Genomic DNA, 13,125 nt, shown 5'->3' with positions numbered 1-13,125 from the left:
CATCTCCCCCATCTTCCCCATCTCCCCCATCTTCCCCTCTCTGTGTTCTCTGTGTCTGGAACTGAGGGAATAAGACCATTGAAAGAGAAAATTTGTTCATCCTCCCATTGATTCTATCCTGCTTTTACTCCTTTTAAGAGAGTGTAGTCTGCTCTCTCTACTGTTAAGTTATGTGAAAGAAGGGGACTTAAATCCTGTTACACCGAGATGACATCAACACTCCAACAGATTATAGCTTGCTGAAGCTGAATTTCTCTAAGGATAAAATGAGGAGAATGAGCAATAAGAGAGAACATACCCCCCTTTCTTAGATATCGCATTACGGGGATACCTTCAAGCAGACTCAACGTTGAGAAACCTCATGATTAAACACTGATATGACAGATTACTGTTTACCGTTGACCGTTGACTGCTATATCACCATACATCCTCAAGAAAATTCTTGGAGAGATTTGGGCAATTTTGACCTGAGATGAGTCTCATCCCGTTCTCCTAGGGTTAGAATAACGCTGATTGACAACTTTGTGGGCTGCTTCAACTAACCATCCTCAGACCGTTCTTTTTCACTATGCTTTCTTCCACATCCTCCAATACTCTCACTCAAACAGTGGTCAATCTTCTCTTGATCGAAAGTGATCAAGATGAAGCAGAATTAGTGGCTGATTTATTTCAAGCCGTTGAACGAGAAAATCCGGTTAAGATTAAGCTGACTAGGTGCGATCGCTTGCAAACCTCCCTCGAACACCTCCAGCAGCACTCCTGTGATATTATCCTCACCAATTTAACCTTACCCGACAGTCAAGGAGTCAACACCGTAGCGCAACTCCGAAATTATAACGTCCCGGTGGTAGTCTTCACCCATTTAACCGATGAAACAGTGGCCCAACAAACCCTCCGTGCTGGAGCGCAAGATTATTTAGTCAAAAGCACCGTAGGTAGTCAACAACTGATCCACTCCCTCCAATATGCCATCGAACGAGACAAGCATCAGCAAAAGCTCTCTCAACAAGCCTATCAATACTGTACCCTACTCAACCAGTTAGATGAAGTGGTCTTTGAACTGGATGCTTTGGGGAAATTTGAATTCTTAAATCAAGCATGGACTGAATTAACGGGGTCCCCCATTGCCGATACCCTCCACAAGCCCATGTTAGACTCCCTTCACCCGGCAGATCAACCCCGCTATCAACAGCAATTCCAACAACTCATGCAAAAGCAATGTCCCTACATTAACCTTCGTTTACGTTGTCCCACCCCCAACCAAGACTATCAAGTCTGTTTGCTCCATGCCTCACCCGTTTACCATGTTAACGGGAGTCTAATGGGCATTGTCGGCACAATTCGCAGTCTCACCCATGATCCCTCCGTCTTATCCCAAACCGGAATTGCGGCCAATCTCGCAGAAATCCCGCTTACGGACTTCTAATCACTAATCTCTGGAAAAGGGCAGGATTTTCCTGCCCTGAGTCGCTTACCAAAGGCCGCGAATCGGAGTGGCCAGACTGGCCACCTCATCCTTTAAATCTTCCGGGATAAATACGCGATTCACCCCATGAATCACCCCATTCTCAGCAGGGATATCCGCTTGCACCACGCTACCATTATTAATGATGACCCCATCAGGTTCGACTCGGACCGCTAAACCGCGATCGCCCAAAGTCGTCACTCCTCCAGTTTCCAAATCCTCCGCCATCACTTCCCCAGGGACCACATGATAGGTGAGAATATCCACCAACAACTCCCGGTTTTCCGGTTCTAACAAAGCTTCCAACACCCCATCCGGCAGATTCGCAAACGCTTCATCCGTCGGAGCAAACACCGTAAACGGGCCATCCCCAGACAGTGTATCCGCTAAACCCGCAGTCGAAACCGCTTGCACCAACGTCTCAAAATCATCACTCCCTGAAGCAACCTCAACAATGTTACCGGGAGCATCCTGAGCAATTAACAGAGTGTCCGGAGATTGAACCGAGGGATCGGAAGACTCTGCTTGTGCCAAAGTCGTCCCCCCCATCAAAGCGGCAAGTCCCAAGAGACTACTCCCAAGCAGCGCAGGTAAAAATTGGCGGTTTTTATAGCTCATAATTGCTCTAAATATTGTGAAGTTTTGTGTATGGCATCAATTATAGGCACTTTCTTCTAGGATGTGACAGAATTCTTCGCCATTTTTCCCCTCTCGTTGCGTCCGGGAGAATCTGCCCAATTTTAGAGGATAGAACCGTCTCTGCCCATTCCCCCTTCACAAAAAAATAAGAATTGTCGCATTTGCTGTGACTCACAGAACAGTCCCCTTTAAAATAAAACACTACCCAAAGAAGGAGAACATCATTATGAGTCAACGCCCGATTATTCTTGGTATTGTCGGTGATAGTGCTGCGGGCAAAACCACCTTAACACGAGGAATCGCCAAAGTTTTAGGAAAATCAGAAGTCACCGTAATTTGCACCGACGACTATCATCGCTATGACCGGAAACAACGGGCTGAAATCGGGATTTCTGCCTTACACCCCGATTGCAACTATCTCGATATCATTCAACAACATCTCAGCCTCCTACGCACCGGACAACCCATCCTCAAACCCATCTATAATCACGATACCGGAGAATTTGACCCCCCCGAATACATCAAACCCAGTCGCTTTGTCATCGTCGAAGGATTATTAGGGTATGCCACACGGGGAATGCAAGATAGTTATGATGTGAAAGTCTATCTGGCCCCCCCAGAAAAATTACGAGAATCTTGGAAAATTAAACGAGACACCAGCAAACGAGGGTACACTCCCGAACAAGTCCGGGAACAACTCCAGAAACGTGAACCCGACTCCGAAGACTTTATCCGGCCTCAACGACAATGGGCCGATGTCATCGTGACTTTTTATCCTCCCGAAGAAGGGTCTGGCCAAGATGACCTCTTACTCAATGTACGTTTAGTCCTGCGTCCCACCATTCCCCACCCCGACTTAACCGAAATTCTCCATTCGGGAGGGAATGATCTCGGATCAGCTATTCGTCTAGGATTAGATCGGGATATGGGGAAACCCGTCGATGTGTTAGAAATTGACGGTCACGCCACTATCGAGCAGGTTCGGACGTTAGAACGCTTATTATGTAATGATGTGCCGTATTTAGGCAAATTTTGCAGCTTAGAAGGCAATCAAGACATCGGGAAAATCACCGGAACAACCGGGGAAACCCTCCAGAGTTATCCTTTAGCCTTAACTCAGCTTCTGATTACCTATCATATGCTCAAAGCAGCGCACGTTTACAATTAACCAGAAATGGGAGATGGAGGAGATGGGGGAGATGGAGGAGAAATGGTTTATTGCACTGTTGTCTAACTTGACGCTCCTCTATCTCCCCATGCTTCTGGAAAATTAGCTGAACTATGTAACCTAGTACAATTTGAAGGACTGTCTCAACAATTGTAATAATATTTAACAAATGGCATGGTATCCAGAAAACTTGCCCTTCTCAAACAAAAAATTAAGATTTTAGCCTTGAAAACCTTAAAAAAAAGTAAACAAAATATCACTTCTGCCTAATAGTCTCAAGATTTTTTTAGACTTTCGAGAATTGCCCCGTCTAGCAATAAAAGCGTTAAAATACGAAACGTTGACGCTCAAGCGGATAGAACCGAAATAAAAGTTTATTCCTACCAAGTCAACAAAATCTCCTAGATACTTATAGTCCCGCAGGACTTGCGGGGGAAGAAATTGCCTGTAAAGTCGGGCTATCGGGGATACATGGTAGCTGCTGTGTATCTAGATAAGTGGCGTAGTACAGGAAACTCTCAGTCGTAAGATTGGGAAGCCCTCGTTTAAAGGCGAGGGAGGGAGTCACCTAGAGGAATATGAGAAAATATCAATGGCACAAGAAAAAGAAACAGTCCCTAGTTCACTGATCACTCTGACCGTCGGATTGCTGGTGGCTGGAATTAGTGTTTGGTATGGTCAAAATAATGGCCTACTTCCCGAACAAATTTCTAAACAAGCCCCCCTAGTTGACAATCTGTTTGATTTGATGGTGACAATTGGTACAGCCCTATTTTTATTAGTCGAAGGGGCAATTGTCTTCGCCTTAATCAAATTTCGTCGTCGGAAGGGAGATGAAACCGACAGTCCTCATATTAAGGGAAATTTCCCCCTCGAAGTCTTTTGGACTGCGATTCCGGCCTTTATTGTGATTGGTTTAGGAATCTATAGTGTCCAACTTTACAGCGAAATGGGGGGCTTTGATAACGTGAAAAAAGCCGTTGCCAGTAACCCGGCAGAGTCTATCGTTGAATTAGCCAGCGCATCGCGCAGTGATATTAACCCCTTATTACTGGCTCAGGGGAATAGTATCATTAACCGCTACGGCATTGGCGGCAACCCAGACACAGCCAAAACCTTGCCGGACTTAGAAGTGAATGTCAAGGGCATTCAATATGCGTGGTTGTTTAACTATCCCGATAGTGGCATTACGGCGGGAGAATTACATATCCCGGTGAATGAAGATATTAAATTAAATATTGAAGCCGAGGATGTGATTCACTCCTTCTGGTTGCCGCAATTTCGCATTAAACAAGATGCCATCCCTGGAGAAACCACCCAATTACGCTTTACCGCAACGGAAACCGGGACTTATCCGGTGGTCTGTGCGGAGTTGTGTGGAGCCTATCATGGGGCAATGCGGACGAATATCGTGATTCACACTCAAGAAGAATACGCCCAGTGGGTAGAAGATAACAAAATTGCCCGATCGCCGGATTTTGAGCAAACTGTGGCGGCCACTTCCCAACCCGTTGACGATGGGGAGTTTATGAAACCTTACGTGAAAGACTTGGGCATTGATGCCGAGAGTCTGAAAGCCTTGCAGTAATAGGCGGATTTGTTGTTAAGCGATCGCAATTTTTTTCACAATATGGCACAAGCAGATTTAACCATGGATCATTCCCTAGAGCGTAACGGGAAGCATCCAGAGAAATGGAACTGGTATCACTACTTTTGGTACAACACCGATCATAAAGTGATCGGCATTCAATACCTAGTTACCTCCTTCGCCTTCTACCTGATAGCAGGAGTAATGGCGTTATTCATGCGGGCCGAACTCTACACCCCCGACTCGGATCTACTGGATCCCAATATGTATAACGCCCTTTTGACCAATCATGGCACAATGATGATCTTTTTCTGGATCGTCCCAGCGGCCATTGGGGGATTTGGCAATTATTTAGTCCCCCTGATGATTGGGGCCAAAGATATGGCGTTTCCGAATTTAAACGCGATCGCCTTTTGGCTAAACCCCCCAGCAGGAGCATTATTAATCGCCAGTTTATTCTTTGGCGGGGCCCAGTCCGGTTGGACCGCCTATCCCCCATTAAGTCTCGTCACCAATAACATTGGACAATCCTTTTGGATTCTCTCCATTGTTTTAGTCGGGACCTCCTCCATTTTGGGGTCAGTCAACTTCCTGATCACCATCTTTAAACTGAAAACCCCCAACATGACCTGGGATGAACTGCCCCTCTTTTGTTGGGCCATGATTGCCACCTCCATTTTGGCTCTCTTTTCCACCCCTGTCCTCGCCATAGGCTTAGTATTACTCCTCTTTGACATTAACTTCGGAACGGGCTTCTTTCGCCCCGAAATGGGCGGTAGCGTCGTGGTGTATCAGCACTTATTCTGGTTTTATTCCCACCCGGCAGTGTATCTGATGATCTTGCCCATTTTCGGCATCATGTCCGAAATTGTCACCACCCATGCCCGCAAGCCGATTTTTGGCTATAAAGCCATTGCCTACTCCAGTTTAGCTATCTGTATTGTGGGCTTATTCGTCTGGGTTCACCATATGTTCACCAGTGGGACCCCCGCTTGGATGCGGATGTTTTTCACCATCTCCACCCTCATTGTGGCAGTCCCCACCGGAGTAAAAATCTTTAGCTGGGTAGCCACCCTCTGGGGCGGAAAAATCCGCTTTACCACCCCCCTACTCTTTGCCGTAGGATTATTGGCCATGTTCGTCTTCGGTGGACTGAGTGGTGTCACCTTGGGGACCGCCCCCTTTGATATCCACGTCCACGACACTTACTATGTGGTCGCCCACTTCCACTACGTTCTCTTTGGGGGATCGGTATTTGGGATTTATGCCGCCGTGTATCACTGGTTTCCCAAAATTACCGGACGGATGTACAACGAAACTTGGGGCCGTATTCACTTTGTCCTCACCTTCATTGGGACCAATTTAACCTTCCTCCCCATGCACCAATTAGGGATGCAAGGAATGCCCCGACGTATCGCCATGTACGATGCTCAATTTGAAGCATTAAACCAAATTTGCACCTACGGATCAATGTTACTGGGTTTCTCTGTGTTGCCCTTCTTGATCAATATGATCTGGTGTTGGGCGAAAGGAAAACCCGCAGGCCGTAACCCTTGGCATTCCTTAACCTTAGAATGGCAAACCACCTCGCCCCCGGCCATTGAAAACTTCGATGAAGAACCCATTATTTGGGCTGGCCCCTATGACTATGGGATTGATACCCAAAGTCTGGAGACGGAGGCCACGGTGGAAGAAATGTTAGAGGAAGTTGGCCAAGAAGTGCGTTAGGTGAGGGGTAATGGGTAATGGGGAATTGCTAATGGGAAAAGAAGTGAGAAGTGAGTTAAAAATCCTCTCTCCTCTCTCCTCTCTCCTCTCTCCTCTCTCCTCTCTCCTCTATTCCCCGTTCCCTGGTCTTACCCTCTACCCTAAAGATTTTGAATGATCACGCTTACTCCGCTCGTTGAAAGCTAGACATTACCTTCTCTTTTCCCACAACGCAAGAGGGGGTAACACACTCTAAAACATCCAGAACAGTTTGAAGTAGAGAGATTGAACGATGACGATACAAGGAACATTTGAAGAAACGGGTAATGGTGCAAAACCAAGTCATACAGAAGCCGCCGGCCATGAGGAACATGGAGATTATCGGGTTCTGGGACTGCTGACGTTTTTATTTTCTGAGTCCTTGATGTTTGGGGGCTTATTTGCGGCTTATTTGGTCTATCGGGCTTCTACGGAGACTTGGCCACCGGAAAGTACAGAAGTAGAGTTACTGCTTCCGGCCATTAATACCATTATTCTGGTGTCCAGTAGTTTTGTCATTCACCGGGGCGATAGTGCCATTAAAAAGGGTGATGTTAATGGGTTGCGGGTGTGGTATCTGGCCACGGCCTTGATGGGAATTGTATTTCTGGGGGGCCAGGTTTATGAGTATCTCACCTTGGGGTATGGCCTAACGACCAATGTGTTCTCCAATTGTTTTTATGTGATGACGGGGTTTCACGGGTTGCACGTTTTGGTCGGTGTGTTGTTAATTTTTGGGGTAATGTGGCGATCGCGCCGCACTAACCACTATAACGCTGAGAAGCATACGGGCGTTGAGATGGCCGAGATTTACTGGCATTTCGTCGATATTATCTGGATTATTTTGTTTGTCCTGTTATACGTCCTCACGCAAATTTAATGGGTAATGGGTAATGGGTAATGGGTAATTCATCAATCCTTGTTTTCCCCCATCTTCCTCCTCTCCCCCTATTCCCTGTTCCCTTTTTTCACAAACAACAAGCAACAAACAACCAATAACAAACAACAAAATGGCAGATTCAGTCTTTCAGAATTCGACAGTTAACAAGAATTCGATCACACCAGACAAAGCACAAATGTATGTGCGGCGGTTGATCTGGAAAATTGCGATCGCAACCCTACTCCTCATGGCCGTCGGGAGTGCCACCCGCGTCATGAATGCCGGGTTAGCTTGCCCCGACTGGCCCTTATGTTACGGTCAACTTGTGCCAACCCAACAAATGAACCTACAAGTCTTCCTAGAATGGTTTCATCGCCTAGATGCCGCTTTAATTGGGTTAAGTGCCATGACACTGGTTGGTCTCTCCCTCTGGTGGCGGCAAAAACTCCCCCGGTGGTTGCCCTATGCCTCCCTATTGGCACTCTTTCTCATCGTCTTTCAAGGCGTATTAGGCGGCCTCACCGTCACCGAAATGTTACGATTTGATATCGTCACCGCCCATCTTGGCACAGCCCTACTCTTTTTCTGTGTCCTCCTAGTCATGGGAACAACCCTCACCCCCTATCAAGGGACAGGAGTCGCCAACAAACTCCCCTGGTTCGGCTTCACCGCCGCCTTATTAATTTATCTGCAAAGTCTCTTAGGGGCCCTAGTCGGGTCTCGTTGGGCATTACACCAATGTCTCAACCTCTCCCAACTCTGTACCGTAATGAATAGCCACCTCATCGGTGTCTTACCTGCCACCGTCGCCACCCTCCTAGTCGTCTTCTTCTCTTGGCGCACCGCAGCCTTACACCCGGCCTTGCGCCAACTAGCCAACGCCGCAGGGTGGTTAGTCGTCCTACAAATCTTATTAGGGGTGGCAACCTTCCGCTTTCATCTACAAGTTGAACCCTTAACCGTTTCTCACCAAGCCATTGGTGCAGCATTATTTGGGGTATTAGTGGTTTACACCGTCCTAGCCTTCCGCGACAACGCCGCCACCCCAGACGACACCCTCACCCCCTCTCTCAAAACCGAGAGTTAAAGAGGATACAGATCATATTTTCCCCCCTCATTAAAACAAAGGGAAAAGCCAACACTCCCCTCACCCCCAGAGGGTTAGAGGGGATAACTTTCCTCACTCACCCAAATTTTGCACATTGCCTAAGGACATAAACATAATGATTGGGACAAGTTTTTCCCCGAAACACGAAAACTTTTTCGGGGTCATAAAAAGTTATTGTCAACTGACCAAACCCAGAATTATCCCACTTCTACTCATTACCACCGCCGCGGCCATGTGGTTAGCAGCCGAGGGACAAGTTGATCCCCTGCAACTGCTGATCACCCTCTTAGGAGGAACATTAGCCGCCGCCTCCGCCCAAACCCTCAACTGTATTTACGACCAAGACATTGATTACGAAATGCTCCGCACCCGCAAACGGCCCATCCCCTCTGGCCGGGTGCAAGTGTCCCACGCGCTCATTTTTGCCATCATTCTCGGTGTTTTATCCTTTACCCTCTTTGCAGTCTTTATCAACCTGTTAAGTGCCTTTTTAGCCATGTCCGGCATTGCCTTTTACATGGTCATCTATACCCACTTTCTCAAACGCCACAGCACCCAAAACATCGTCATTGGCGGGGCTGCGGGGTCTATTCCCCCCCTTGTAGGTTGGGCTGCCGTAACAGGCGATCTCAGTTGGGCCGCTTGGTTATTATTCCTAATTATTTTCCTCTGGACTCCGCCCCATTTCTGGGCATTAGCTCTCATGATCCGCGATGACTATGCTCAGGTCAATGTACCGATGTTACCTGTCATCAAAGGGGAGGAAAACACAGTAGAGCAGATTTGGCTTTATACCTTATTAGTTGTGCCTTGTACCTTTCTACTCATCCCCTTGGGAACTTCTGGCCTGTTGTATGGTGCTGTAGCAACGGTATTAGGGGGAATTTTCTTAGCTAAAGCCTGGCAGTTACGTCAAATGCCTAAAGATAAGCAGTTGGCGAAAGCAACGTTTAAGTATTCCATCTTCTACATGATGCTGTTATGTACGGGGATGGTGGTGGATAGTTTACCCATTGTCCATCAAGTTGAAGGAATGTTCGCGGAAACAGTGCAAACGGTTTTAGCGAACATCTAAGTCTTTTTTAGCTTGATGTTATAAGGGGTGGCCAAGGGCCACCCCTTTTATATTCATTATAATTATGGTTACGCGAGAGTCATTTCGGTAGTTGAGTTAAAAGTCTCAAAAAACTCCTATTACAGCCCTGATTATGGAAGATTACCACACAGCTTTCTTGGAGCGTCATAAAGATACTGAATTGTTACATTCTTCTGCAAGAAAAGTAGCTGCTATGCACTTTGCGGGCATTACAGTTGAATGTCTTATCAAAGCTATGATAGTTGCCTCTCTACCTAAAAATGCAAATCGAGAATGGAAAACAGATTCTAATTCTCCGGGTCACACTATAACTAATCCAGGTCATAGCTTGCTTGATGCCATTAAACGGCATAACCGACTATATTCTCGCGTTCAAAAATTTCCACAGGTTATGAAATAGATTAGTACCGTGCAACATCCTAATCAACATTTTATTGATATGCGCTACTCTTGTAACGAGCCTTCGGATGAAAAGTATAAAGAGTGGCTATCAGCTTATGAAGGTCTCAAAGGCTGGTCACAAAAACAGGCTCGTCAACTATAGCGTTTTCAAAAATATAACCAAAATATCATATAAGTAAAAAAGATATAAAAATGAAACAGGATTGGCAAACCGAACTTGTACAAAAACTATCAGAAAAATATGTAAATCCCCAAAACTCACAGGAATGGGCTAATTTTGATGTTTCTACTAATGGATTAGTGAATTTAACAGTCATTAGTGATCATTTTAAAGCCCTCTCTATTACAGAGCGTCAGCAAGAGATAGAGGATTTTTTACAAAAATTTTCAGTATCTCCGGGATTTATGGAGCTATATACAATTGAAGAAGCCAATTCTTTGAACTTGTCCCGTCCGCCTTCTACCAATGGACGAAACGTCAAAACTTGGCAGGATTTAGCTTTGTGGGCTTCTAATCCACAAAATGCTTCAATGCCTGATGCCGATTATAATCAATCCACTCCACCGCGAACAGTGACTTTTTACTCTTATAAAGGAGGAGTCGGACGCACAACGGCTTTAACTCATGTGGCATATATTTTAGCAATGCGGGGTCGTAAAGTTATTGTTGTTGATTTAGATTTAGAAGCACCTAGTTTAAGAACAGCATTTCAATTAGATAAACACCCTCATTATGGCATTGTTGATTATTTTTATGAACGGGCTTATCTACCTAAAAACGTAAAACCTAATATTAGTATTACGGAAATTTTTAGTAGTGTCAATATACCAGATGCAACTGGAAGACTTTTTGTTGTGCCTGCTGGTATTTTAAGTTTAGATTATATCTCTAAAGTGGATGATCTTCGTGCTGCCAGTGAAACAGAAGATGGACAGTCCTTGTGGTCTGTTTTTAAACAAGAAATACAAGAGCAGTTAAATCCTGACATTATTTTAGTGGATTCGCGCACTGGGATTAATGAATGGGGTGCTTTTTCTATGCTTCAGGCTGCTAATGAAGTTCTGATTTTCTTATTTCCCAATGAGCAAAATAAAGAAGGGGTAAAAATACTGTTAGAATCTTTGCTCTCTCTTGACAAGTTACAAATTAATTTTGTTTTTTCACCAGTCCCTGATTTAAATGATAAAAGTAAAGTCTTGGAAATAGAGCGAGTATTACAACAAGAGCTAACTCAGGACGATGAAACTGTACAAGAGGGAGAAACCGAACCATTAATGATTCCTTATGTGCAACCTATTGCATTAGCTGATTCTTATCCTGTTCACACTTTTTTAGATTACTATAATCGCATTGCTAATTTAATTGATACTGAGACAAATGAATTGCAAATTGAAGCCACTTTACAAGATCAAGATAAACGTTGGGAAATCATAGAAAGTCTTGATTTTTCACCATTAAATGCTTCTGATCCAGATATTGAAAATCATGGATTGCTTTTCCAAAAAACTGCCGATTTTGAAAAATTCTTAGATGAAACGACTTGCTTAATAAGAGGACGAAAAGGAACTGGTAAAACAGCACTTTATTGGCTCTTGCTGAACCATGAAAAGGATGCTCGTAAATTAGCATCTGGTCGTTTAGAGAATGTCCAATTTGTATCAGGCCATGGAAGGTTTAATAATACCCGACCAACTCGTAATGAGTTTGAAGTGATTCATCAAAAATTAAAAGATAAAGGTGGGACATGGGAATCTTTCTGGCGTTTGTATTTATTACTTAAAGTGTTCCAATCAAAACAGTTAAACTTTCTTCCTAGAATTAGTAGAAAAACTGAAAATTTTAGAGACATCAGAGACATTCTTAAAGACTTAGCAAGAGCGAAAAAATGGCAAGCCAAGCATACACAAAAACTCATTGAATTATCCACAAATCCAGATTTCAAGTTACTTGCACCTGATGTTTTAGATTTACTGGATGACACACAACAGGAGAAAAATACAGTATTATGGTTTCTTTATGATGATTTAGATGAAGATTTTCCGAAGGAACGAGAATTGAGAAATGAGGCTTTACGAGGACTATTTCAACTGATTCAGGCTTGTGATGCACGGAAACTGAAATTCATTCGCTTTAAAATATTTCTTAGAGAAGATATTTGGGAGCGTCTTAATTTTGATAATAAAAGTCATTTTAATGGACGTGATATTTCGCTTCAGTGGACAAGAATAGATTTTCTTCGCTTATCGCTTCGTCAAGCCATACGCTCCCCTAAATTTAAGGAATTAGTAGATCGTTTATGTCCTATCGAGGATATTAATCACGCTAAGGAAGAAATGGTAGAACGTGCGTTAGAATTCTTATGGGGAAGTCGCCGCAGAAAAGGTTATAAGGCAAAATATGTATCGCGGTGGGTTTATGAACGTTTAACAGATTCTAGTGGCACAACCTTTCCTCGGAGCTTGAGTGCCTTGTTAAGAGGAGCGAAAGAACAAGAGTTAACCTATAAGGAAAAAAGTTCTATTCAAGCTCCAAAAGATCGTTTACTGCGTAGTAAGTCGTTAGAAGTTGGCTTAGAAAAAGCCTCAGAAGAACGCTGTGACGCAATTAAACAAGAATATCCCGATTTAGGTGACTTTTTTAATTCTTTAGAGGGGGTTAATGCTTTACCTGAATGTGAGGAGATTAAGAAGTTATGGCGGGATAATGCACAGGAGGTGATCTCGGAATTTGACAAATTTTCTGACTTGTTAAGTGATATTGGTTTAGCTCAATGGCGTGATAAGGAAAAACGCTATGCTTTTGCGGATATCTATGTATATGGTTTTAAGATGAATCGTCTCGGTACAAAGTAATCAAGAGTTCACTTACAACATCCAATAATGCAATAAGTGTGGGTGGGCAATGCCCACCCAGCCCTGTCAAGGTGGGTAACGAGATATGGCGGTTTGGAGTCGCCCTCACCCCCCAACCCCCTCTCCCAACCTTGGGAGAGGGGGAGAAAATGTCTCTCACAAGTGTCTGAAACAACGGTG

General features: G+C 44.6%; 9 protein-coding genes and 1 pseudogene. 9 read left to right on the top strand and 1 reads right to left on the bottom strand.

Annotation, left to right across the window (positions count from 1 at the left end):
• Positions 1–568 precede the first annotated feature (568 nt).
• A complete protein-coding gene (locus tag PN462_RS21880; RefSeq protein ID WP_272130978.1) occupies positions 569–1,426 on the top strand; it encodes a response regulator in 858 nt (285 codons plus the stop codon).
• A 45-nt stretch (positions 1,427–1,471) separates the two neighbouring features.
• Here PN462_RS21880 and PN462_RS21875 read toward each other — a convergent pair whose 3' ends face one another.
• Positions 1,472–2,083, bottom strand: coding sequence for a fasciclin domain-containing protein (locus tag PN462_RS21875; protein WP_272130977.1), 612 nt, complete (start codon positions 2,081–2,083; stop codon positions 1,472–1,474).
• Positions 2,084–2,330: 247 nt separating this feature from the next.
• Between PN462_RS21875 and PN462_RS21870 the strand changes: the two genes are divergently transcribed.
• From PN462_RS21870 to PN462_RS21835, 8 genes and pseudogenes are all read left to right on the top strand, one after another.
• Positions 2,331–3,272: a phosphoribulokinase gene (locus tag PN462_RS21870; RefSeq protein WP_272130976.1), complete on the top strand. Its 942-nt coding sequence runs from the start codon at positions 2,331–2,333 to the stop codon at positions 3,270–3,272.
• Between the two features lie 592 nt (positions 3,273–3,864).
• Positions 3,865–4,860 carry a cytochrome c oxidase subunit II gene (locus PN462_RS21865; protein WP_272130975.1) on the top strand — a complete coding sequence of 332 codons (996 nt, stop codon included), beginning with the start codon at positions 3,865–3,867 and terminating at the stop codon, positions 4,858–4,860.
• A 63-nt stretch (positions 4,861–4,923) separates the two neighbouring features.
• The gene (gene ctaD / locus PN462_RS21860) at positions 4,924–6,588 is read left to right on the top strand and encodes a cytochrome c oxidase subunit I (RefSeq protein WP_443029255.1); all 1,665 of its coding nucleotides are present in this window, start codon (positions 4,924–4,926) and stop codon (positions 6,586–6,588) included.
• A 271-nt stretch (positions 6,589–6,859) separates the two neighbouring features.
• Positions 6,860–7,486: a cytochrome c oxidase subunit 3 gene (locus tag PN462_RS21855; protein WP_272130973.1), complete on the top strand. Its 627-nt coding sequence runs from the start codon at positions 6,860–6,862 to the stop codon at positions 7,484–7,486.
• A gap of 130 nt (positions 7,487–7,616) precedes the next feature.
• Positions 7,617–8,573: a COX15/CtaA family protein gene (locus tag PN462_RS21850; RefSeq protein WP_272130972.1), complete on the top strand. Its 957-nt coding sequence runs from the start codon at positions 7,617–7,619 to the stop codon at positions 8,571–8,573.
• A gap of 136 nt (positions 8,574–8,709) precedes the next feature.
• Positions 8,710–9,669, top strand: coding sequence for a heme o synthase (locus PN462_RS21845; protein WP_272130971.1), 960 nt, complete (start codon positions 8,710–8,712; stop codon positions 9,667–9,669).
• Between the two features lie 133 nt (positions 9,670–9,802).
• A pseudogene (locus tag PN462_RS21840) lies at positions 9,803–10,234 on the top strand (hypothetical protein).
• A gap of 50 nt (positions 10,235–10,284) precedes the next feature.
• A complete protein-coding gene (locus PN462_RS21835) occupies positions 10,285–12,945 on the top strand; it encodes a MinD/ParA family ATP-binding protein (RefSeq protein WP_272130969.1) in 2,661 nt (886 codons plus the stop codon).
• The last annotated feature ends 180 nt before the right edge of the window (positions 12,946–13,125 follow it).

It is taken from the genome of Spirulina sp. CS-785/01 (genome assembly GCF_028330525.1).
Lineage (GTDB): Bacteria > Cyanobacteriota > Cyanobacteriia > Cyanobacteriales > Spirulinaceae > JAQMSD01.
Note: the sequence above shows the minus strand (reverse complement) of the source record. Positions and strands in the feature narration are given on the sequence as shown.